Raw genomic sequence first — 23,181 nt, forward strand, 5'->3', positions numbered from 1 at the left:
TTTTACAACAAAAAGTTATTTCACTCTCTTAATCTTGATTAAGTATAAAAAATGGTTCAAAATATATCAGCAACACTTACATCAAATAGCTGGCATGGCAAACTAGACTTGTTATATGCAAATCGCCAAGGTACAACTCAATTAATTCAGGCTCATCATACTGCACCGTTAAAAGTGCAACGTCCGTTTTACCCAGAAGGAAAAGCCGTTTGCCACAGCGTGATTTTACATACTGCTGGAGGTGTTGTTGGTGGTGATAAATTATCTTGTAAGTTCCAACTTCACCCAGAATCGCAAGTATTAATTACAACAGCGGCAGCAGGTAAAATTTATCGTAGTAACGGGCGCCAAGCCACACAAAATATTGATATAGAAGTAAGTACAGGTGCCACATTAGAATGGCTACCACAAGAAACAATCATATTTGACGGCGCCATATACCGCCAAGACACACGTATAGATTTGGCAGAAAATGCTACATTGATAGGCTGGGAAATTACGAGATTTGGACGTAGCGCGCGCGGTGAGAAATTTTTACAGGGTAATTGGAAAAGTAACACAGAAGTTTGGCAGCAAGGTAAACCGTTATGGGTTGATAGGCAATGGTTGCCCGGTAGTGAAGAAGTATTTCATAGTCCCCATGCATTAAATGGACAACCCGTTGTAGGTACTTTAGTTTTTGTCGGTCAAGCAGTCCCACCAGAAATCATCGAAAAAGCTCGTTCCTATACTCAGCACTCAACACTCAGCACTCAGCACTCATTCGGGGTTACTCGGTTAGAACATGGATTTTTGTGTAGATATCGTGGTAGTTCTACCAGTGAGGTGAGAAACTGGTTTACGGCAGTGTGGCAGTTATTACGGCAATCATTATTGGGACGTTCCGACTGCATACCGCGTGTTTGGCAAATATAAAGGGGTAGTAAATGCAGCTAACGCCGCAGGAAAAAGATAAATTACTAATTTTTACTGCTGCTTTATTGGCAGAAAGACGTAAAGACCGAGGTTTAAAGTTAAATTACCCAGAAGCAGTTGCTTTTATTACTGCTGCAATATTAGAAGGCGCCAGAGATGGACGTACTGTAGCTGAGTTAATGAGTTATGGTACAACATTATTAAAACGTGACGACGTAATGGAAGGTGTACCAGAAATGGTACACGAAGTACAAGTAGAAGCAACATTTCCAGACGGTACTAAGCTTGTCACTGTACATAATCCAATTCAATAAATAATTATGATACCAGGGGAAATTATTACGCCAGACGGCGAAATTGAATTAAACGCAGGACGTGAAACAGTAAGACTACAAGTAGCGAACACAGGAGATAGACCAATTCAAGTAGGTTCACACTTTCATTTTTTTGAAGTCAACACAGCATTACACTTTAATAGAGAACAAGCGCGCGGGATGCGTCTAGATATCCCCGCAGGTACAGCAGTACGATTTGAACCTGGTGATGAGAAAGAGATTGTTTTAGTACCGTTAGTCGGAAGGCGCCAAGTATACGGATTCAACGGATTGATAAACGGAAACCTGTAGGGGCAGGTTAACCAACAATCCACACCAAAAACGAAAAATCCACTAAACCTGCCCCCCAACCATCCAAAAGGAACAGGCAAGGATGCCCGTTCCACAAGATGCAAGACTTTGATGATTTTTATACATGCAATAAAATTCTTTCAGCTTACTTTACTCAAATTACAGAATTCATAAATATTGAAAATTGTACAATTAACTGTTTAAGCCTCTCCCCGTCACGGGGAGAGGTTTGGAGAGGGGTTCCACATCCAGGGAGTGCAATAATGAGCTATCGAATGTCGCGCCGCGCGTATGCGGAAACTTTTGGCCCTACAGTTGGCGATAAAGTCCGTCTTGCTGACACAGAATTATTTATCGAAGTCGAACGTGACTTTACTATATATGGCGATGAAGTAAAGTTTGGCGGCGGTAAAGTTATTCGTGATGGCATGGGTCAGGCACCTATCTCAAACCAAGACGGCGCCGTTGATGTTGTAATTACCAATGCTTTAATTCTTGACTGGTGGGGTATTGTTAAAGCTGATATTGGGATTAAAGACGGGAAGATATACAAAATAGGTAAAGCTGGAAATCCTTATATTCAAGACAATGTAGATATAATTATTGGGCCGGGAACGGAAGCGATAGCAGGAGAAGGAATGATTCTCACTGCTGGTGGTATTGATACTCACATACATTTTATTTGCCCGCAGCAGATAGAAGTCGCCATAGCATCGGGTATTACAACAATGATAGGTGGTGGAACTGGGCCTGCTGCGGGTACAAATGCTACTACTTGTACGCCGGGGCCTTGGAATATTTACCGGATGCTACAAGCTGCTGATGCGTTTCCAATGAATTTAGGATTTATGGGGAAGGGCAATGCTAGTCAACCTCAAGGACTTGTTGAACAAATTGAAGCGGGTGCTATGGGGTTGAAGTTACACGAAGATTGGGGTACTACACCTGCTGCTATCGATACTTGTTTAAGCGTTGCGGATGATTATGATGTGCAGGTGGCAATACATACTGATACTCTCAACGAAGCTGGTTTTGTTGAAGATACTATTGCCGCTTTCAAGAACCGTGTTATCCATACTTACCATACCGAAGGCGCCGGAGGAGGACATGCACCCGACATTATTAAAGTATGTGGAGAAGCGAATGTTCTGCCATCTTCTACTAACCCAACTCGTCCTTATACTGTAAATACTCTTGATGAACACCTTGATATGTTAATGGTATGTCATCACCTTGATGCGGATATTCCCGAAGATGTGGCTTTTGCTGAGTCGCGTATTCGTCGCGAAACTATTGCCGCTGAAGATATTTTGCACGATTTAGGCGCCTTTAGTATGATTTCCTCTGACTCGCAGGCAATGGGACGAGTAGGTGAGGTGATTATTCGTACTTGGCAAACGGGACATAAAATGAAAGTGCAGCGTGGTGGCAACGGATTACCAACGGATGTAGCGGATAATGATAACTTTCGGGCGAAGCGGTATGTGGCGAAGTATACGATAAATCCGGCGATTACGCATGGGATAGCTCAGTATGTGGGTTCTGTGGAAGAAGGTAAAATTGCTGATTTGTGTTTGTGGCGCCCTGCTTTTTTTGGTGTGAAGCCAGAGATGGTTATTAAAGGGGGAATGATTGCTTGGGCGCAGATGGGTGATGCAAATGCTAGTATTCCTACACCTCAACCTGTGCATATGCGTCCAATGTTTGGCAGTTTTGGCGGCGCCGTAGGTGCGACTTCATTAACTTTTGTGTCTCAAGAAGCTTTAAAACGAGATATACCTAACCAGCTAAAATTAAAAAAACAAGTCGTTGCAGTTTCAGGTATTCGTAATTTAAGCAAGCGGGATATGAAATTAAACGATGCTATGCCACATATCGAAGTTGACCCAGAAACTTATGAAGTACGCGCGGATGGTGAGTTACTAACATGTGAACCCGCAACAATTTTACCTATGGCACAAAGATATTTCTTGTTTTAACCCCCCTAGAATCCCCCCTAGCCCCCCTTAATAAGGGGGGAATAAGAGGGTATTAAAGCCCCTTAATAAGGCGGAAAAAGAGTGGTTAAAGCCCCCCTTATCAAGGGGGGTTGGGGGGATCAATTCCCTTCAGCTTCTAAATACTCAAAGTTAGGATATTCAAAAATAGGACCATGAACTTCTTTAAAACTAAATCAACTTCATCCAAACCTAAAACGAGTGGTTGATTAATTTCTTTTAAAAGATACTCTTCAAAATAATCAGTGCAGTTATCTTTACTGCCAAAAATCTCGTCCCAGTAATCAACTAATTTGTTGGGTAGCTCAAGTTTTTTTGCCACTCTGAGACAAAACCAACGGAGAAACTTATCTAAATCAGTAAAAACCTTACCATCTGCAAGTTGAAAGCTTAAAGGTACAGTGAGACAACCATTCTGAGAAGCATGATGAAGAATCCGTGCCATAAGTGACGTTTTACCCATTTGTCGAGGCGCCTTAATACGTATTAATGAGCCTGGTTTCACTATTGCTTCGTAGCAACGTAGCTCAACTGGAGGACGTTCGATATAAAAAGCTGAAGCTAACTCTACTTGTCCTTCTGGTAATTCCGGCTCCGCAACGGGCAAAGGAGGACTATTTTGACCTTGGTAAAATTTAGATTTGTTGTTTTTGGTCAAGATGCTTCACGTAGTGAGGATGACACAAAATGAACTTTATAGAAATGTTGGGTTTCGCAAAGCCGTAACCCAACCTACGCTACTGTTGTTCTTCTGGTTGTGAGGGTTGTGGGGGTGGTAATTTGTTTACGTCTGGCGCCAAATTCCAGGTTATTTTTACTTTTAGTGATGCTTGTCCGGTAGATTCGACGACGTAGACGGAACCTTTAGCTGTAAAGTTTATACCAAACTCAGCTTCGGCAAATGCAGGTTGTGATTCTTTTTGTAAAGCTTTAAATGCCTGTGTAATGGGACGGCAACCACGTATAATCAAGTCTCGAACGGCATCAAAACTCCGGTCTACTTTTTCTATGGCTATATCACTTGGTGCAGCTACACGTCCTACTGACACTTCTGGTACTTCTACTGCTACTAGGATAGTTTCACCATTGCCTGTGTCGAGTTCGATGATTTTACGTGCCATGATTTTGTTGATAAGTAATTATGTTGAATAAACTAGGCGCCAAATAGTATATACAGTAACTTGATAATTGCTTTCTGACAAAGAATCATTCTTAGGCATGAGGCAAAATCCAAGAACTATACCAAAATAGGGATATAAATAAAACTTATTTCTATCTTTTGGTTGTTAACTTCATAATTCCTTAATATATGACTTATTCTGCTGCTCGGTCAGACAAAATCCTTATTGTTGATGATTCCCCTGATAATGTATTTCTGATTGGAACCATTTTAGAAGAAGACGGTTATATCGTTAGTACGGCTGAAAATGGTGCCACTGCGTTGGCAAAAATCGAGGAATCTAGTTTCGATTTGGTGTTGCTTGATTTAATGATGCCCGGTATGGATGGTTACGAGGTTACACGCCGTATCCGTGCAAATAAGGAACTGCGGTTTATGCCGATTCTCTTAATTACGGCACATGATTCTCCAAATGTAGCTCAGGGTTTAGATTTAGGCGCCGATGATTTTATTCGTAAGCCCGTGACTGTTGATGAACTTCTTGCGCGCGTGCGTTCTTTGTTACGTCTAAAACACAGTATTGATGAACGTGATGAAATCGCTCGGCAAAGAGAGGATTTTGTATCGCGTCTTACTCATGACTTACGCACACCGTTGGTTGCTGCTGAACGGATGCTCGAATTATTATTGCAGGGCGCCGTTGGTGAACTATCGCCACAAATGAACGAAATTATCACCATTATGGGACGCAGTAATACTAATTTACTGGAGATGGTGAATACTTTACTTGAAGTTTATCGGTTTGAAGCAGGACGTAAAGCGCTGGCTTTTTTTCCGGTAGATATAAATAAGTTGCTTCAAGAAATAGCCGGGGAGTTGGCGCCTATTGCACAACCTAAAGGACTAACAATAAATTTGGAAGCAAAATTAGACCAAGTTACCGTTATGGGTGACCGCTTGGAACTTCATCGACTGTTTACTAACTTAGTAGGTAATGCAATCAAGTTTACCGATAAAGGTGGAGTCACTATTCGTCTTACGAAAGCAAGTGATACAGATGAAAGCATTGTGGTGGAAGTAGTTGATACAGGGATGGGTATTCCACTAGAAGAACAAACAACTTTATTTGAAAGGTTTCGTCAAGGTAGTCACAAGCGTTCAGGTAGCGGTTTAGGCTTATATCTTTCGCGTCGTATTGTTGAAGCACATCAAGGAACTATTCATGTTAGTTCTCTTGTTGGGAAAGGAAGCATATTTACTGTTTGTTTGCCAATGAAACAGTAGAGACGTGATTAATCACGTCTCCACATCATGGTAAAGCAAGTTTTGACACTTTTTCACATTATAAAAGTGTGTTAAATAGACCTGTATTTTTTGATTTTAAGTTATTGTATGCTCCGGCGCGCTAATTTATGAATGATTATATTATGCAGGCGCCAACTTTATTGTTTCAAGATAAAGTCCGAGAGTTAGAAAATATATATATAGGAGAAATGAATGTTTCTGAAATTAACTTGGTGACATGTAACGCAGTTTGTCACCCTAAAAGTCGAAAAATTATTGGCGCCTACAAATTAGATTGAGAATACCTAACCTACGTGGGGAATCCGAATTACAAAAGTAGCATCATTCCCTGGTGAGGAAATGCACTCTAAACTACCACTATGTTTTTCAGTCACAATTTGATAGCTTATAGATAATCCCAAACCCGTACCTTTACCTTCTGGTTTAGTAGTAAAGAAAGCTTTAAATAATTTCTGTCTTACTTCCTCACTCATACCCATACCATTGTCACCGACTCAAATAAATAATTTAGAATCAGCTTGTGCAAATGCAACGCATAAAGTCCATACCCATCTTCGTATTTTTGGTAATTAGCAAGAGACTGTACCTCGTCATAAACATCACCCGTGAGTCGGCAAGGATAAATCGAATGTCCCATGAGGTTGAGAACGACTTGGTGTATCATCTCGGTATGGCTTAACTGAACTTCTTGCCGAGAGGAGCGAATTGTTTCTATATGGAATGCGATTTGAGATTCAAGAGAAGAAAGTGTTTGCCCAGTCCAATAAGAATAATTAATTCTAATTCTGGAATTGCATCAATAATGATTTGGGCATTGTTCCTCAAAGCATTTAAAAAAATCTTTTTCCAATATTGTAAACGTTCCTGACTTTCTGTTAGTAGCTGACTAATTAACCCGCGATAAGCTTGTAATGGCGCCGATAAAGGAATGTTACGTTTAAACTGGTCAAATTTACCAGAGGTCAAATAACCTTTTCGTCTGGTTAAATTTCTGATAATTTCATTAATTAATGCTGTTTTACCAAATAATGGTGTTTATGCCTTCATAAACTATCTCGGTAATCTCATAGCTTGTTATTATAAAATTTGACGGCATAATTTCACTTCTTGCCTATACAGTAAATCTATATTTAGATTTCCCGTATTTTTAGTGAAACTAAACTTACTATCTATTAAAAAAATTTATATTTAAACTCACAAAGTCAAGTTTTTGTAAATAAAGATGATTAGGTGTGACGGGCAAGGATGCCCGTTCCACAAGATAAGCTATCCACAAGATAAGCTATCCACAAGATAAGCTATCCACAAGATAAGCTATAAGTATATCTAATAACTGTAACGTTCTTCGGCAAAGGGTTCGCCACGTTGATGATAACCGTTACGTTCCCAAAAACCTAGGTCTTCTTTTTCGAGAAATTCTAAACCATTTATCCACTTAGCGCTTTTCCAAGCATAAAGGTGAGGTACAACTAACCGCATTGGACCACCATGCTCTGCTGGTAGTGGTTCACCAAATAATTTAAACGCGAAAAAGTTTTCTTCGCGCACAAAATCATCCATTGAAATGTTGGTTGTATAACCGCCATAACAATGCTCCATTATATGCTTGGCTCGTGGGTCTACTTCGATGACTTTCATAAAGTCTGTGACTTTAATACCAGTCCATTTCACATCTAGTTTCGACCAACGGGTGACACAATGAAAATCAGCAGTAAATTCACTTTGGGGTAACTGCATAAAGTTATCCCAAGTCAAAATTTTAGGCGCCGCAGTACCCGATATACGAAATTCCCATTCCTTCATATCGACTGGAGGAGTCGAGCCATAAGTTAATACGGGGAAACCGTTCGTTAAATATTGACCGGGAGGTACTCGGTCATTAGGTTCGGTTGGTTTTTGAAAAAATTTCCCTGGCATCGGCAAAAAGAGTTAGGAGTTAGGAGTTAGGAGTTAGGAGTTAAGAGTTACTCAGCACTCAGCACTCATCACTCATAACTCGTACAGACGTGATTAATCACGTCTCTACTATTATTACTCTTCGTCTTCGCTTTCTTCTTCATCTGTTGGATAGACGAAGGTTGAACGTCCACTCAATATTGATTTACCGAGGGAAATTGCTTTTTGTGCTTGGACTTCAGCTTTGCGTCTCCAAGTCGCACGTCGTGAGTCACGCTTAGATTTTGAGGTTTTCTTCTTTGGAACAGCCATGTTAGCGGATATCGCAATTTTTGACAACCTTTTTATTCTATGCCATTTACGATAATTGGGAATAAACCAATTCAGAAGAGTGCATTATTCACTGGTTCGGATTTCTTGGACTTGCTGGTGCTGGTGCTGGTTCTGGCTGAGGAACTGGTTGTTGAGTTAGTGAGGAGTCAAATTGTAATAAACTACGTGCAGTCTTAAAATACTTTGCCCAAACTTTGGGGTCAGGACGGTTACGCCATTGTTGACGACTAACTCGTAATTCTAGTATTGGTGCAATTGCGCCATAATTTTGCCCAGATACTATAACTGATACTTCTGTAATTAAAATATCTTGGTCGAAAGTCCGCTGTGCGGCCGCGCGTGCTGCAGCTTCTGCTCTAGTTAGCATGTTTTGGTAAGTTTCTTCAAACAAGCGGTCAATGACAATATCACCTGTTGCAGTATAAGCTCGCACTAATTGTGGTGCTATTCCTTCCGTAGCAACCCATACAGGTACGGCTATACCTAACATTAATATGGCTTTAACTATCCGGATTTTTGCTTCTAACCTAGGATCATAGAGATTAAATAACTTTAAAATATTCTCTACCTGTAGTGTATTTATGCTTAAAGATTTATGAATACTATTTTTCATATGTTTTTCGCTCCTGAGAAACTCCTAATTGAGATTGCATTAAAAAGCAAGTAATAAATTTAACCTTAAATCTTACTGGTCGAAATAATCACTTAGACTATTAGACATAGGTTAGCCTTGTTTTTTAGCAGAAGCAAACCGCAATTCTTCGATAATGTAAACCAAGTGCAATCACAGTGATGGCAAATAACTGGGCGATAGCCATCGGTATCAATCAATATCAGTTCCTTCAACCTCTAGCTTGCGCCGAAGCTGATGCTATGGCGCTCAGGGCTTTTTTGATTGAAGATGGCGCCTTCAAAGAGCAGCAATGCTTGTTGATGAGCGATACTTCGCCGCCAATTGGTGACCGACCGACTACTCCAACTAAGGAGAATATATTATTACTACTTGAGGATTTAGGCGCCGCTTGTTGGCACCCCCAAGACCGGGTGTGGTTTTTTTTCAGTGGATACGGAGTAAACCACAACGGTAGAGATTATTTAATGCCCGTTGATGGTACTCCTGAACGTATTGAAGAAACGGGCATTGAAGTTGCAGCCCTGATGCAAAGTCTACAGGTATCAGGCGTTAACTTACTAATGTTGCTTGATATTAACCGTGCGTTTGGAACATTGAACGAGATATACGTTGGGCAAGAAATCATTGACCTCGCGCAGGAGTTACAACTCCCCTTGATTTTGTCGTGCCAACCCGAACAATTTTCCTACGAAAGCAACGAACTCGGACACGGTTTCTTTACAGCAGCACTTTTAGAGGCTTTACGTTCAGGTAATGGCAACACATTAGGCGAATTAGAAGCCTATTTAAGCATTCGGACACCAGAACTCTGTCAGCATTTCTGGCGCCCGACACAAAACCCTGTCACAGTTATTACTTCAAGCAAGCAGGTTATTTTGGGAAACTTTGAATTAGAAAACGACGACGCACCAGCGATAGTAGTGTCTGAAGAAATCTTCGCTAACTCACTATCAGCTCCCCTATTAGAAAGCGCTACAAACAAAAACTCACATCCAGCACAGTCTCCACCAAATTACTATTCGCAGCTTCAAAATGCTCAAAATGCGACAAACATCAAAAATCAAGTTGCCACAACTAATTTTGGTGAATATGGGCAAGGATATACAAATTCTGGTGTACAGTCAGCAATTCCACAAGCTAGTCAACGAATCTTACCCCCTTCGCTTCCTCCAGCTAGACCTAGGGTTGAAACTCAACAACCAGTTAGCAGCATTCCATTACCAGAAGAACATCCAAACGAACATCAAGAACACGAAAATAGTGCAGGTGTTCCATTTTGGCTACAAGTATTATTGTGGGGTGGTAGCATGACGTTACTGCTAGGGATGATAGTACTTTTATTATTCCGCAATCAATCTGGAGTAGAGCAAAATAACTCAACATCATCTAATGTCACCCCAGATGAAACATCACTCGTTACAACTGCAAAAGAAAATTCAGTCGCTAGACCACCTAGTACATCTGAGCAAACGGCGCCTGTTACACAACTAACTACACAACCGACTACACGCCCAACTATACAACCAACCGCATCACCCACTGCAAGTGCAACACCTGAAACTACGCTAAAACCTCAACTAGCAGCACCAATAGTAATAAACCCACAAATTCGTAAACAAGCACTTGCCGAGTTAGATAGATTATCGCTTACCCCTACACAAGCAAATGATTTGAAGATAGCTATTGCTGCCGCACGTAAAATCAAACCAGACGACCAGCAATACTCTCAAGCGCAGGCTAATATTCAAGTTTGGAACAGTATGATATTTGATTTAGCACAGGAACGTGCTAAAAAACGCCAGTATTCATCGGCTGTTGCTGCTGCTCAACTAATTGGTGAAAATGAAGCGTTATACCCAAAAGCAGATTCAGCAGTTACACAATGGCGCCAACAGGCTAAACAATATGTAAGTAATAAGACAGTTGTTGAAGCAGCTACAGGTTTGGTTAAACCAGGACAAGCATCAAGCTATAACCGCGCGATAGAAGTTGCTAAAAAAGTACCGAAGGGTGAACCAGGTTTCGACGCAGCGCAAAAATCTATCGATAAATGGAGTAAGGAAATATTAAATCTAGCCAGAAAGCGCGCGGCAAAAGGTGACAGACAAGCGGCAGTTAGTACAGCCACTCTAGTTCCACAAGGAACACCCGCTTACAGCGCAGCACAAAGAGCCATTCAACAGTGGAAAAAATAACCATAAATGTAGAGACGTTACATGTAACGTCTCTACAAGGGTTGTGTATTAACAATATTGCGAAACGTCTTCGCCACATTTATCAGCAAGGTAACACAGTGCCCGAAAGCGTAAGCCAACAACCTCGTCATATAAAGGATTGAGCTTACACATTGGTGGAATGTGGAATAAGGTTTTGCCGAATAACTTTACATCGCGCTCAAACGGACATTGAGATGGAATAAATTTACAAAGACGATGCGCGATTTTGCTGTCGCTAACTTCAATGCTGTCTACCCAGTTCCGCAATAACTTCAAACAATCAAAACCTGGCTTTTTAGGAAGATGGTTTTGATGAATAATATTTTTGTCTTCAGTTTGCGTGTGGTTGAGAGATACCCAGCTTGCTAAAAAAATCTTTTGTGTGGTATTGCCAAATACCTTCATGGTTCGCTCCTCTGTGTATTTGAGGCTATTTAACTGTAAACGAACGTTTAATATCAAAAGCTAATTATCTCTCCCGGAAGAAATTGGCTTTACGCCTCGATGCAATCTGATGTACTGGTAACAACACAATTTCGGTTTTTTTGTTGTGCTGCACAGTCTAAGTGTTTTTTGCAATCGCGACTTAAATCAGAGTTCACTTATTATCTACGTCCAGTTAACAGCAAATTCCATATAATCGGTACTGCGATGCTACTATCTTGTTGATAACTTGACGTAATTAAAATTTTAATAAAGACATCTGCCTTTGGACAGATATAGACCTCACTTTATTCAATTTATTTATGACATATTATTGGTTTTATCATAGATAAAACTCTATATGTCGTATTCTGGCATGAGTGACTTATTTAAAAAACCACCCGTTAACACCAGAAGCTGGCTAGCATACATTAGTTCCCCAATATTTAAATTTAATTTACCTAGGTAAATTCTATAGGGGCTTTTAATTTGAGAAAGTTCGCTTGGATACTAGTTTCAGGGTTTCTGACGTAAAAAATATTACACACATTATTGTGAGTTTCTACCAAATTGTTGTTTATGGTGTATTGGGGCTAACTTATTTGGGTTTAGCGGTTGGATACGTACCTGGTTTACGGATGAACCGTCCCACGATAGCCTTCGTTGGTTCTAGTTTTCTCATTTCTCTCGGCGCCATCAACCTAGACGAAGCATGGCAAGCTATTGACGTTAAGACCATCATATTTCTGTTAAGCATGATGATGGTTAATGCCAATTTAACTTATGGGGGATTTTTTGCGCGCGCTTTATATTTGCTGCTGCGTCTGACGCGAAGTCCGTTGGGACTATTGATAGCTTTGACTGTGGGGACTGGTGTTCTCTCTGCCTTTTTTCTCAATGACACACTGGCTTTGATTTTTACCCCGTTTACTTTAAGTCTGACGACTGCTTTAAAGCTGAATCCCATACCCTATTTATTAGCTTTGGCAGCAGCGACAAATATTGGGTCTGTCGCGACTCTCAGCGGCAACCCCCAAAATATATTAATTGGTTCTTTTTCGGGTATCGCCTACCTTGATTTTCTCGCTAATGGACTACCAATTGCTGTAGCAGGCATGGCAATTCAAATTATTTTGTTGTACGTCTTCTATCCAGAAGTACGCTCAACTGTTCCTTGTGAGAATTTCTCTCTAGATAACCAACGTATATATAAACCTTTATTTAATAAAACCCTTTTTATTGTCGCAGGACTGTTAATTGGCTTCGCCATCGGTTTACCACTGGCACAAACAGCATTAATTGCCGCTAGCTTACTGCTAATAACACGGCGCCTCAAACCCGAACGCATTCTTACCAAGTTAGATTGGAACTTAATATTAATGTTTTCTGGATTATTTATTCTCAGTAAAGTTACACAAAAACTAAACCTAATTCAACCTTTTACAGGAATCATTAATACATCTATTGGTTTAATTAGCGTTACATCTGTTTTATCGAATTTGATATCAAATGTGCCTGCTGTCTTACTTTTGGAACCATTGATCCCCAAGGGTGATACTCAGTCGTGGTTATTACTTGCCTTCTCTTCGACTTTGGCAGGAAATTTAACATTATTTGGCGCCGTAGCTAACCTTATTACTGTCGAAGCTGCCGCAAGTTTAGGATATAAATTAACTTTTTGGGAACACTTGCGATTTGGGGCACCGCTAACAGTGTTAACCTTGGGGTTTGTTTATTGGTGGGTTAGGTAATCTTGGCAACGGATTATTAACGGATGTAACGCATGAGCTGTCCGTTACAAACACCATCTAGTTACTTGCAACAACCTATCCGTTACATCCGTTGTATCCGTTGCCAATTTTGTTACGAAGCAACTTGTGCAGCTGTTCTGGTGCGGCGCCTTCTACCATCAGTTGCAACAGTTGTTGCTGCTGTTGCTGTTGCTGTTGCGGTTGCCGCAGTAACATTGACAGTTGGTTCATCAGGAATTTGCATCAATAATGTCACGGTTGGTTGACAATGCAATTCTTTACGTAACGAACGTGCTAAATCACGTTCAATTAACCCTTGTAAACCACCCCAGTCTACATCGGTTTTACCTTCGTAAGTTTGAGCAAATTCGCCCCAACGTACACTGAGAATTTCTTCTATTCGCTGCTGTACCCAATTTAGTAACAAAGGTTTTTCAATACTTGTTACTACTCCACGCATATGAATTTCGGGTCTTGCTAGTAATTTACCGCTCCAATCTATTGCGGCAGCAATTGTTACTAAACCTTCTTCCGCCATTTTCTGACGTTCTTGCAAGACTCTGGCACTAACCATGCCTGAACCTGAAGTGTCAACCAACTCTAGACCCGCAGGCACTTTACCACCTACACGAATTGATTCTTGCGTCAGTTCGATAACATCTCCGTTATCAATAAGCACCATGTTCTCTTTTGGAACACCCATGCTTTGCGCTGTTTGCGAATGCTTTATTAACATCCGGTGTTCACCGTGTACTGGTACAAAGAACTTGGGTCGAGTTAGTGCCAGCATTAATTTTTGGTCTTCTTGACAACCGTGTCCAGATACGTGAATTCCTTTGTCACGTCCGTAAACTACGTTGGCGCCTTGCATCATCAATTTATCGATGGTATTTACTACAGCTATGGTGTTACCAGGAATTGGGTTGGCTGAGAATACTACCGTATCACCTTCACGAATCTTGATATGAGGGTGTTCTTTGTTCGCAATGCGCGTCATCGCTGACATTGGCTCACCCTGAGAGCCTGTTGTTAAAATTAATACTCTTTCGTCCGGTAAATTACGAATGGTATTCAGCGGTTGCAACAAATTATCTGGACACTTGATATAACCAAGGTTGCGCGCGTGAGCAATCAAGTTGAGCATCGAACGTCCAACAACGCTAACGACGCGACTGTGCTTCTGCGCTAATTCCAAAATCATGTTGATGCGGTGAACACTCGAAGCAAAAGTGGTTATAAACAACCTGCCTTCTGTTTGACTGAAAACCCGGTCGAGATTTGGATATACCGAACGTTCGGATGGCGTAAATCCTGGCACTTCTGAATTGGTAGAATCACTGAGAAGGCAAAGTACGCCTTTCTCCCCATGTTCAGCTAATCGCTGTATGTCAAAGCGCTCACCGTCAACGGGTGTATGGTCAAACTTAAAGTCACCTGTGTGGATAACTACACCAATTGGGGTATGAATGGCAACTGTAAAACTATCCGCAATGGAATGAGTGTTGCGAATATATTCCACTAAAAAGTTTTTACCAATTCGCACAACATCACGTGGCATAACTGAACGTAATTCAGTACGGTCACGTACTCCTGCTTCTTCTAATTTGCCTTCAAGCATTGCCAACGCGAGACGTGGCCCATACATAACAGGAATTTCAAACTGCTTGAGGTGGAATGCAATGCCACCAATATGGTCTTCATGTCCGTGTGTAACAATCATCCCCTTGATTTTATGGCGATTTTCACGGACGTAAGTCATGTCAGGAAGGACAATATTTACACCATGCATCCCATCAGTAGGAAAAGCCAAACCTGCATCGAGAAGAATTATTTCATCGTCGTACTCAAAAACACAGGTATTTTTACCAATTTCATGCAAACCGCCCAAAGGAATGATTTTGAGGGCGGCTGAATTTTCGTTTCTAGCCATTTTCTCCTTAGATTTTAACGAGTGTTAATTGTTAGTTTGTTAACTGCAAAATTTGATACACGTCCCAAAACTGTAACCAAATATTTATAAGTCAGGTCTGACAGAAGCTTTGCTTGATATATAGATGCTCGATTTGAGGTTAATCAATTGCTTAAATAAAATTTGTTTTTACTTCAATCAGTCATATTAACGAACTATATACATTCATTGGTAACACAACAATATCACTGTCACCTGGTGAGATTTACGCAATATATTTATATGTATCTTCTACTACTTTAACTCGGAACAGTAGAAAAGCCCCTGTTTAGATCAAATCTAGGTCTTGCAAAACAACCTTTAAGTGTTGGATTACTTCGGGTGAAGCATCTCCAATTGGTAGACGACATGAACCGACTGGATAGCCAGCTAGCCTGAGAGCAGCTTTTACGGGGATTGGATTGGTTGTAACAAATAATGCCTTAAATAAGGGAAAAAGCTTTAGGTGAATAGAGGTAGCTTGCTGTACTTGCCCCGAATCATAAGCTTGAATCATTTGTTGCAATTGTTTCCCAACTAAGTGCGAAGCTACGCTGACTACACCTTTAGCCCCAACAGATAATAAGGGTAAGGTTAAAGAGTCATCACCAGAGTATATTTCAAATTCAGGTGGTGTCAAACGACGTATTTCGCTGGCTTGGTCTAGATTCCCACTTGCTTCTTTTATACCAATTATATTATTTACTTCGGCTAGTCGAGCCACTGTCTCTGGTTGCAGGTTTTGACCCGTGCGACCTGGAACGTTATATAACAACACTGGTAAAGAAGGTTCAGCTTCAGCTATTGCGCGAAAGTGTTGATATAGTCCTGCTTGCGGCGGTTTATTGTAATAAGGAACTACTTGTAAACAACCGTGTACTCCTATTTTAGCGGCTTTTTGAGTTGCTGCGATAGCTTCTTCTGTAGAATTTGACCCACAACCTGCCATTACCTGGGCTTTACCTGCCACTGCTTCTAGGACTACGCTGAATAATTTATACTCTTCATCCCATGAAAGCGTTGGTGACTCACCTGTTGTACCGCAAACTACGAGTGTATCACTACCACTAGAAGCAAGGTGCGCTGCAACTGTGGCCGCCAAATCGTAATCTAAACTGCCGTCGTCTTTAAACGGCGTAATCATCGCGGTTAATACTCTGCCAAAATCTACCACCCTTTTTTACTCCTGAAAAATCTGCACGTCATTTGTCGAATATCTCGTATACATATAGATATTCATAGATATTCGACAAATGACAAGCTAAGCAACTACGAAAATTTATTAATTCCAAAATTTATGTTAATGCTACTGCTAGCTTTGGCTTAACTATATTTTTTTCCACCAGCAACTCGGCAATTTGAACAGCGTTCAATGCTGCACCCTTGCGAATTTGGTCTCCACACAACCATAATTCCAATCCACAGTTGTGCGAAATATCTTGGCGGATTCTACCTACTAATACTTCATCACGACCTGTTGCATCTATTGGCATTGGAAAATAATTACCTTGCCAGTCGTCTACCAATTTTACACCCGGCGCCGACGATAAAATTTTTCGCGCTTCATCTTTATCAAAAGGTTCATCAAACTCTAAGTTGATAGCTTCTGAGTGTGCGCGTAAAACAGGAACTCGAACGCAAGTTGCAGAAACTCGAATTTCTTGAGTACCAAAAATCTTCCGAGTTTCGTTAACCATCTTCATTTCCTCTTCGCAGTACCCCATCTCATTTAAAGGGGTATTGTGAGGAAATAAGTTGAACGCTAACGGATAAGGAAATATGGATGCTACTGGTTGCTGACCCGATAAAATTGCACTCGCTTGCGTTTGTACCTCTGCCATCGCTTTGGCGCCCGCACCACTAGCAGATTGATACGTCGCTGCAATAATTCTTCTTATTTTTTTTACCTTATGCAACGGATAAACCGCCACCGCCATTAAAATTGTCGTACAGTTGGGGTTCGCAATAATACCCTTATGTTCAGATGCTGCCTCTGGGTTGACTTCTGGCACTACCAAAGGTACTTCTGGGTTCATCCGAAAAGCACTGGAATTATCAATAACCACCGCACCTGCTTCTACTGCTTTTGGCGCCATTGCCTTAGATGTAGAACCACCTGCACTCGCTAAAACTATATCTATACCATCAAAAGATTTGTCATCAACAGCTTCAACTGCGAGACTTTCTCCTTTGAACGATATTTTTTGCCCTGCACTACGTGCTGACGCTAACAGTTTTAAATCAGCAAGCGGGAAATTACGGCTTTCTAGTAATTCCAACAGTTCCTGACCAACAGCTCCAGTTGCTCCCAAAATAGCTACACGATAGGGTCTAGACAAACTGGCTTCCTCCTTTTCAATAGTAATTATGCACGATTTTTAACCAAATATAAAAAGATTTAATTCATCAATATAACTTATGCCTAATAAAAATAAATAAAGTTAACCAGTAAAACCTAATGAAATAAATAATGTGTATTTCTATTAATCTTTCTTAAATTATCACTCTCACTTACTATATACTATCTACTTTTGATACTAAATATACCAGCATTTTTAATAATATTCTGATTTTACAACCCAAATGTACAACCAAAACAATAAACAACTGATATGTATCAGTATTTAAATTAGATATTATACAACATATTTATTTTTTCTGCGATAAAGAAAAAATAATCTTGTTATAATACCTAGCTGAGTCAGCAATGATAACATACGAAAAAGGAATTAAAATAATATTTTTGTATTTAAGTATGTTTATTTGTCTAAAATTATTCCTGCTTAGTGCATTAACTTACGGAATATACACTTACGGTTCTTGACTTTTAGGCTTAGTTATGTCTAATAGATGTACTAAGATTCAAGTGTATATGGGTCTTAGTTACTGTTATAAGCGTGGAAATGGGTAAAATGGTACGTTGTTGAAAACCAGAATATCATAACTGAGCGAGAACGTTCAGCACAGTAGCGCTTGATTATTCACATAAACTTATTTGTCTAAAAGTGCCAGAAAGCTTGACACTCGCTGTAAACTTAACTTTTGTCGCAGCATATCCATTCACAAGACGTTTGTGTTAAGAGTCATTAGTTACGCAATCACCTGCGCTCAAGACTATGGATACCGTTCGTTGGATACTAACACTTTTTAGAATCGAGAGAAAGCATGAAAGTTACCCAGGAGAAACTTCCTAAAAGCCAAATTGGACTGTCTATAGAAATCGCACCAGAAACCACTAAGCAGACCTACGAGCAAGTAGTCAATAACCTCTCTCGTACTGTTAACATTCCTGGGTTTCGTAAAGGCAAAGTACCCCGTTCAATTTTACTACAGCGCTTAGGCACAGCTCGTGTCAAAGCCGCTGCAGTAGAAGAACTTATCCAAGATGGAATTAAAAAAGCCCTAGACCAAGAAAAAATCCCAGCTATTGGTCAGCCAGAACTACGCTCAACGTTTGATGAATTAATTACCAGCTACGAACCTGGTAAGACTTTAACATTTTCGGCTGCTGTTGACGTTGAACCAGAAATCAAACTTGGCACCTACACAGGATTAGAAGTCAAAGCTGAAGAAGTAAAATACGATGCGACACGTGTCGATACTGTTATAGATGGTGAACGTCAACAAATGGGAACATTAATTCCTATAGAAGGGCGCCCAGCACAAATTGGAGATACAGCAGTTGTAGACTTTAAAGGAGTAGTGCCAGCTGAAGCGGGTTCGGATGGTGAAGACGAACCAATTCCTGGAGGAGAAGCAGAAGATTTTCAAGTCGAGTTACAAGAAGATCGCTTTATACCAGGATTTGTTACTGGCATTGTGGGGATGAACCCAGGTGAAACCAAAGAAATTTCAGCACAGTTCCCAGACCCTTATGCTTCTGAAGAGTTGGCAGGAAAACCTGCTCGCTTTACAGTAACGCTCAAGGAAATTAAAGAAAAAGAACTTCCTGAGTTAAACGATGACTTCGCCAAAGAAATTAGCGAATTTGAGACGCTGGCAGAACTACGTGCTTCGCTCGAAGAACGTTATCAAAAGGAAGCTAGCGATAAAACAAAATCGAATCAGCACGAAGCGTTACTTAAAGAATTAGTCAAGCACGTCGAAATAGACTTGCCTGAAACAATGATTCAGCAAGAAGTTGACGCAATGCTGACGCAAACAGCCATGCGTTTACAGCAACAGGGTATGGATGTTCGTAAGCTGTTTACGCCAGAAATCATGCCAAAATTGCGGGAAAACTCTCGTGGTGAGGCATCAGATAGAATTGTGCGTTCTTTGTCACTGCGTGAAATTGGCAATCGCGAATCGCTTAAAGTCACCGACGAAGAGGTAAACGCGCGTGTCAGCGAATTGATGAAGGAGTATAAAGACCAAGATATAGACGAGGATAAATTGCGTTCGTATATTGAGAACGAAATGCTAACCGAAAAAATTCTTGATTGGTTAGTTGAACACTCCACCGTCGAACTAGTACCCGAAGGGTCGCTAAAATCTGAAGAAAAAGAAGCATTAGAAGAAGTTTTAGAATCTTCACAATCTGAAGAACCCTCAGAAACAACTGTTGATGTTATTGATGTTCAGAGTGAAACCGTAGAAGAGTAATGAGTGTGGGAGCGTGAGAGTGTGAAATATAAAGTTAATTTTCGCTCCTCTCTTACCTCCCCCCTCCAAGGGGCGCCTCTCAAATCCAACCAATTCCTGAAAAACTCGAATAAAATCAGAGAATAGGAAAAATTAGGAACGGATATTACTACTTATAGTGATCAGTGTGTTAAGACGTTAGAAAATTAGATGAGGCATAATGGTAAACACACACCCACTAAAACTAATGAAAGTTTGCACCCGGCGCAAACCACCTGGTGACTAGCTAGCATTTGGGGTTTACATTCGTATAACTTATTCTTCCATTGGTTAAAGCCTCTATATCTTTATGTTTGTATCGCAATCAGGAAACGACCCTATTCATAGTTTGGGTCGATTATCTATAAATTCTTCGCTTGGTAGTCCTAGCAACATCGTCCCGATGGTGGTAGAACAGTCTGGAGTAGGAGAAAGAGCTTTCGATATATACTCACGTTTATTGCGTGAGCGTATTATATTTTTGGGAACGCCTGTAGATGATACAGTTGCTAACTCTATCATTGCTCAACTACTTTTCCTTGATGCTGAAGATTCAGAAAAAGATATTCAGCTTTATATAAACTCTCCGGGTGGTTCGGTGACAGCAGGAATGGCAATTTATGATACAATCCAGCAAATTCGCCCTGATGTTGTTACCATATGTTTTGGATTAGCCGCGAGTATGGGGGCATTTTTGTTAGCAGCAGGTGCCGCTGGCAAACGGATGTCTCTACCTGATTCTCGTATAATGATCCACCAACCTTTAGGTGGGGCACAGGGGCAAGCAGTTGATATTGAAATCCAAGCCAAAGAAATTCTTTATCATAAAGCTAAGTTGAATCAGTTGCTGGCACACCACACTAATCAACCGCTCGAAAGAATCGAAGCCGATACGGAACGTGACTTTTTCATGTCGGCTCTTGAGGCACAAAATTATGGGTTGATTGATCAGGTCATCTCAAGGCAAAATCTTCCTTCCAAGGCGTGAAAAAGTTACTGTTGTCTAAATAATGAGGCTGGTATGTCTAAGTACGACTCCCATTTAAAATGTTCGTTTTGTGGCAAGTCTCAGGAGCAGGTGCGTAAGCTAATCGCTGGACCGGGAGTCTACATCTGCGATGAGTGCGTAGACTTGTGCAATGAAATACTAGATGAGGAGTTGCTCGACACAAACGGTGCTGCGGCTTCCCAACCTGCACGTCCAGCAGAACAGCCACAAAAACGTCGCACCCGTTCCAGCAATCTCTCGTTTAATCAAATACCCAAACCACGAGAGATTAAGAAATATCTTGACGAGCATGTTATCGGTCAAGATGAAGCAAAAAAAGTACTCTCAGTCGCAGTTTACAACCACTATAAGCGTTTGTCGATTATCCAGGCCAAAGGAGCCGCTAAAGGTTCGACTGATGACGCGGTTGAACTGCAAAAATCTAATATTTTATTGATAGGCCCTACAGGCTGCGGTAAAACGCTTTTAGCTCAGACGCTTGCGAAAATTCTCGATGTTCCTTTCGCTGTAGCTGATGCCACCACGTTAACCGAAGCAGGTTATGTAGGTGAAGACGTAGAAAACATTTTGCTGCGACTTTTGCAGGTAGCAGACCTTGATGTCGAAGAAGCGCAGCGTGGTATTATTTACATTGATGAAATCGACAAAATCGCTCGTAAGAGTGAAAACCCATCGATTACCCGCGATGTATCTGGTGAGGGTGTACAGCAAGCGTTATTAAAAATGCTTGAAGGTACAGTTGCCAATGTACCTCCACAAGGTGGACGTAAACATCCTTATCAAGATTGTATCCAGATTGATACAAGTAATATTTTATTTGTTTGTGGCGGCGCCTTCGTTGGTCTAGAAAAAGTTGTAGAGCAGAGAATTGGTAAAAAATCAATAGGCTTTGTTCAACCAGGTGAAGGTCAATCGAAAGACAAGCGTATAGCCGACACACTGCACCATTTGGAACCAGATGATTTAGTAAAATTTGGGATGATACCTGAATTTATTGGACGGGTGCCAATGGTAGCAGTAGTAGACCCACTCGACGAAGAAACTTTGATGGCAATTTTGACACAGCCAAGAAGCGCATTAGTCAAGCAGTATCAGAAATTGCTCAAAATGGACAACGTTCAGCTTGAGTTTAAATCTGATGCATTACGAGCCATCGCGCAAGAAGCATATCGTCGCAAAACAGGTGCCCGTGCATTACGCGGTATTGTTGAAGAGTTAATGCTCGATGTAATGTACGAATTACCTTCACGTAAAGACGTAGGTCGTTGTACTGTTACAAAGGAAATGGTAGAAAAACGTTCTACCGCCGAACTAATAATACATCCATCTTCACTACCCAAACCCGAATCAGCATAAATAAAATATCTTTGTAGAGACGCGACGTGTCGCGTCTTAACATAATCTAGGAATAATAGTTAAAAAGACGTGACATGTCACGTCTCTACAATTTATTAAATCCTAGTTTTTATCATGTCCTACATTAATGTACGTGGTGTTGAACACTACTATGAATGGATAAAACAACCATCAGAGACACAAAAACCTGTGATGGTATTTATTCATGGTTGGGCAGGTTCAGCTCGTTATTGGCAAACTACTGCCCAAGCTTTGTCTCTTAATTTTGATTGCTTACTTTATGATATGCGTGGGTTTGGACGTTCCAAGGGTAAACCCACGACCATAGAAGCTAGTGAAGCTATAGAGTCCTCGCAATCGATACAAGAAGAAGCGAAAGCAATTCAAAAATTAAATTATGAACTTGAAGAATACGCTGAGGATTTTGCAGCATTATTAGATAAACTGCAACTCGCAAAAGTTTACATTAACGCTCACTCAATGGGCGCCTCAATAGCAACATTATTTCTCAACCGTTACCCGCAACGAGTAGAAAAAGCTATTTTGACATGTAGTGGTGTATTCGAGTACGACGAAAAAGCCTTTACAGCATTTCATAAATTTGGTGGCTACGTAGTCAAATTTAGACCTAAATGGTTGAGTAAAATACCATTTGTTGACCAAATTTTCATGGCACGCTTTTTACGTCGTCCAATTCCCGCATCTGAACGTCAAGCGTTTTTAGAAGATTTTTTAGTAGCAGATTACGAAGCAGCACTCGGAACAATATTTACTTCTGTAAGTAAATATCAAGCCGAAGTAATGCCAGGAGAATTTGAGAAACTAACTGTTTCAGCGTTACTTATTTCAGGAGAATATGACCAGATTATACCTGCTGATTTAGGACGCAAAGCAGCATCGTTCTCTAACCAAGTAAAGCTTGTAGTTATGAAAGACACAGCCCACTTTCCAATGTTAGAAGACGCAGAAACTTATTTGAAAGTAGTGCAAGAATTCTTAAATTAATTTCTTGTGGGATAGGCATCCTGC

The 23,181-nt window shown here is 40.7% G+C and carries 23 protein-coding genes and 1 pseudogene; 12 read left to right on the plus strand and 12 right to left on the minus strand.

Annotation, left to right across the window (positions count from 1 at the left end; genetic code table 11):
* Positions 1 to 51: 51 nt before the first annotated feature.
* The 4 genes from DSM106972_RS30865 (at position 52) to ureC (ending at position 3,520) form a co-directional block, all read left to right on the plus strand.
* On the plus strand, positions 52 to 915 hold the full coding sequence (locus DSM106972_RS30865; protein ID WP_127084268.1) for an urease accessory protein UreD: 864 nt from the start codon (positions 52 to 54) through the stop codon (positions 913 to 915).
* Between the two features lie 11 nt (positions 916 to 926).
* A complete protein-coding gene (gene ureA, locus DSM106972_RS30870; RefSeq protein WP_096686489.1) occupies positions 927 to 1,229 on the plus strand; it encodes an urease subunit gamma in 303 nt (100 codons plus the stop codon).
* A 6-nt stretch (positions 1,230 to 1,235) separates the two neighbouring features.
* Positions 1,236 to 1,541, plus strand: coding sequence for an urease subunit beta (locus tag DSM106972_RS30875; RefSeq protein WP_186538435.1), 306 nt, complete (start codon positions 1,236 to 1,238; stop codon positions 1,539 to 1,541).
* A gap of 263 nt (positions 1,542 to 1,804) precedes the next feature.
* Entirely contained in the window at positions 1,805 to 3,520 is a 1,716-nt protein-coding gene (ureC, locus tag DSM106972_RS30880; protein WP_127084270.1) for an urease subunit alpha, read from the plus strand.
* Positions 3,521 to 3,656: 136 nt separating this feature from the next.
* Here ureC and DSM106972_RS30885 read toward each other — a convergent pair whose 3' ends face one another.
* Entirely contained in the window at positions 3,657 to 4,196 is a 540-nt protein-coding gene (locus tag DSM106972_RS30885; RefSeq protein ID WP_233787165.1) for an AAA-like domain-containing protein, read from the minus strand.
* A 79-nt stretch (positions 4,197 to 4,275) separates the two neighbouring features.
* Entirely contained in the window at positions 4,276 to 4,659 is a 384-nt protein-coding gene (locus DSM106972_RS30890; RefSeq protein WP_127084271.1) for a CU044_2847 family protein, read from the minus strand.
* A gap of 188 nt (positions 4,660 to 4,847) precedes the next feature.
* Between DSM106972_RS30890 and DSM106972_RS30895 the strand changes: the two genes are divergently transcribed.
* Positions 4,848 to 5,942 (plus strand): hybrid sensor histidine kinase/response regulator, encoded by a 1,095-nt coding sequence (locus tag DSM106972_RS30895; RefSeq protein ID WP_127084272.1) that lies wholly within the window; start codon positions 4,848 to 4,850, stop codon positions 5,940 to 5,942.
* A 128-nt stretch (positions 5,943 to 6,070) separates the two neighbouring features.
* Positions 6,071 to 6,241 carry a hypothetical protein gene (locus DSM106972_RS51625; RefSeq protein ID WP_158632903.1) on the plus strand — a complete coding sequence of 57 codons (171 nt, stop codon included), beginning with the start codon at positions 6,071 to 6,073 and terminating at the stop codon, positions 6,239 to 6,241.
* Positions 6,242 to 6,247: 6 nt separating this feature from the next.
* On the opposite strand, the gene DSM106972_RS30900 is transcribed toward DSM106972_RS51625, so the two are convergent.
* The 6 genes and pseudogenes from DSM106972_RS30900 to DSM106972_RS30925 all read right to left on the minus strand — a co-directional run bounded on the left by DSM106972_RS30900 (position 6,248) and on the right by DSM106972_RS30925 (position 8,805).
* On the minus strand, positions 6,248 to 6,436 hold the full coding sequence (locus tag DSM106972_RS30900; RefSeq protein WP_233787164.1) for an ATP-binding protein: 189 nt from the start codon (positions 6,434 to 6,436) through the stop codon (positions 6,248 to 6,250).
* On the minus strand, positions 6,433 to 6,627 hold the full coding sequence (locus DSM106972_RS30905; RefSeq protein ID WP_127084274.1) for a hypothetical protein: 195 nt from the start codon (positions 6,625 to 6,627) through the stop codon (positions 6,433 to 6,435). The genes DSM106972_RS30900 and DSM106972_RS30905 overlap by 4 nt, the downstream gene beginning before the upstream one ends.
* Before the next feature lie 47 nt (positions 6,628 to 6,674).
* Positions 6,675 to 6,974: pseudogene (locus tag DSM106972_RS30910) on the minus strand (hypothetical protein); the annotation flags it as partial.
* A 315-nt stretch (positions 6,975 to 7,289) separates the two neighbouring features.
* Entirely contained in the window at positions 7,290 to 7,880 is a 591-nt protein-coding gene (locus DSM106972_RS30915) for a sulfite oxidase-like oxidoreductase (RefSeq protein ID WP_127084276.1), read from the minus strand.
* 114 nt (positions 7,881 to 7,994) lie between these two features.
* On the minus strand, positions 7,995 to 8,171 hold the full coding sequence (gene rpmF, locus DSM106972_RS30920) for a 50S ribosomal protein L32 (protein WP_019490652.1): 177 nt from the start codon (positions 8,169 to 8,171) through the stop codon (positions 7,995 to 7,997).
* Positions 8,172 to 8,259: 88 nt separating this feature from the next.
* On the minus strand, positions 8,260 to 8,805 hold the full coding sequence (locus DSM106972_RS30925; protein ID WP_233787162.1) for a hypothetical protein: 546 nt from the start codon (positions 8,803 to 8,805) through the stop codon (positions 8,260 to 8,262).
* A 179-nt stretch (positions 8,806 to 8,984) separates the two neighbouring features.
* On the opposite strand from DSM106972_RS30925, the gene DSM106972_RS30930 reads away from it, so the two are divergent.
* Positions 8,985 to 11,021: a caspase family protein gene (locus DSM106972_RS30930; RefSeq protein WP_127084277.1), complete on the plus strand. Its 2,037-nt coding sequence runs from the start codon at positions 8,985 to 8,987 to the stop codon at positions 11,019 to 11,021.
* A gap of 48 nt (positions 11,022 to 11,069) precedes the next feature.
* Here the strand turns inward: DSM106972_RS30930 and DSM106972_RS30935 are convergent, their stop codons facing one another.
* Complete coding sequence (locus DSM106972_RS30935; protein ID WP_127084278.1) at positions 11,070 to 11,447, minus strand: Mo-dependent nitrogenase C-terminal domain-containing protein; 378 nt, start codon at positions 11,445 to 11,447, stop codon at positions 11,070 to 11,072.
* A 572-nt stretch (positions 11,448 to 12,019) separates the two neighbouring features.
* Between DSM106972_RS30935 and DSM106972_RS30940 the strand changes: the two genes are divergently transcribed.
* A complete protein-coding gene (locus tag DSM106972_RS30940; protein ID WP_233787161.1) occupies positions 12,020 to 13,216 on the plus strand; it encodes an anion transporter in 1,197 nt (398 codons plus the stop codon).
* Positions 13,217 to 13,328: 112 nt separating this feature from the next.
* Here the strand turns inward: DSM106972_RS30940 and DSM106972_RS30945 are convergent, their stop codons facing one another.
* The 3 genes from DSM106972_RS30945 to DSM106972_RS30955 all read right to left on the minus strand — a co-directional run bounded on the left by DSM106972_RS30945 (position 13,329) and on the right by DSM106972_RS30955 (position 17,503).
* Entirely contained in the window at positions 13,329 to 15,146 is a 1,818-nt protein-coding gene (locus tag DSM106972_RS30945; protein ID WP_127084279.1) for a ribonuclease J, read from the minus strand.
* Between the two features lie 307 nt (positions 15,147 to 15,453).
* Positions 15,454 to 16,338 carry a 4-hydroxy-tetrahydrodipicolinate synthase gene (gene dapA, locus DSM106972_RS30950; RefSeq protein ID WP_127084280.1) on the minus strand — a complete coding sequence of 295 codons (885 nt, stop codon included), beginning with the start codon at positions 16,336 to 16,338 and terminating at the stop codon, positions 15,454 to 15,456.
* 121 nt (positions 16,339 to 16,459) lie between these two features.
* On the minus strand, positions 16,460 to 17,503 hold the full coding sequence (locus tag DSM106972_RS30955) for an aspartate-semialdehyde dehydrogenase (protein ID WP_127084281.1): 1,044 nt from the start codon (positions 17,501 to 17,503) through the stop codon (positions 16,460 to 16,462).
* 826 nt (positions 17,504 to 18,329) lie between these two features.
* Here DSM106972_RS30955 and tig point away from each other — a divergent pair.
* The 4 genes from tig to DSM106972_RS30975 all read left to right on the plus strand — a co-directional run bounded on the left by tig (position 18,330) and on the right by DSM106972_RS30975 (position 23,157).
* On the plus strand, positions 18,330 to 19,769 hold the full coding sequence (tig, locus tag DSM106972_RS30960) for a trigger factor (protein WP_127084282.1): 1,440 nt from the start codon (positions 18,330 to 18,332) through the stop codon (positions 19,767 to 19,769).
* A 328-nt stretch (positions 19,770 to 20,097) separates the two neighbouring features.
* The gene (gene clpP / locus DSM106972_RS30965; RefSeq protein WP_127084283.1) at positions 20,098 to 20,775 is read left to right on the plus strand and encodes an ATP-dependent Clp endopeptidase proteolytic subunit ClpP; all 678 of its coding nucleotides are present in this window, start codon (positions 20,098 to 20,100) and stop codon (positions 20,773 to 20,775) included.
* Positions 20,776 to 20,808: 33 nt separating this feature from the next.
* Positions 20,809 to 22,152, plus strand: a complete 1,344-nt coding sequence (gene clpX, locus DSM106972_RS30970; RefSeq protein WP_026092959.1) for an ATP-dependent protease ATP-binding subunit ClpX — start codon at positions 20,809 to 20,811, stop codon at positions 22,150 to 22,152.
* A 114-nt stretch (positions 22,153 to 22,266) separates the two neighbouring features.
* Positions 22,267 to 23,157: an alpha/beta fold hydrolase gene (locus DSM106972_RS30975; RefSeq protein ID WP_127084284.1), complete on the plus strand. Its 891-nt coding sequence runs from the start codon at positions 22,267 to 22,269 to the stop codon at positions 23,155 to 23,157.
* Positions 23,158 to 23,181 lie beyond the last annotated feature (24 nt).

This window comes from Dulcicalothrix desertica PCC 7102 (genome assembly GCF_003991905.1).
GTDB classification, from domain to species: Bacteria; Cyanobacteriota; Cyanobacteriia; order Cyanobacteriales; family Nostocaceae; genus Dulcicalothrix; species Dulcicalothrix desertica.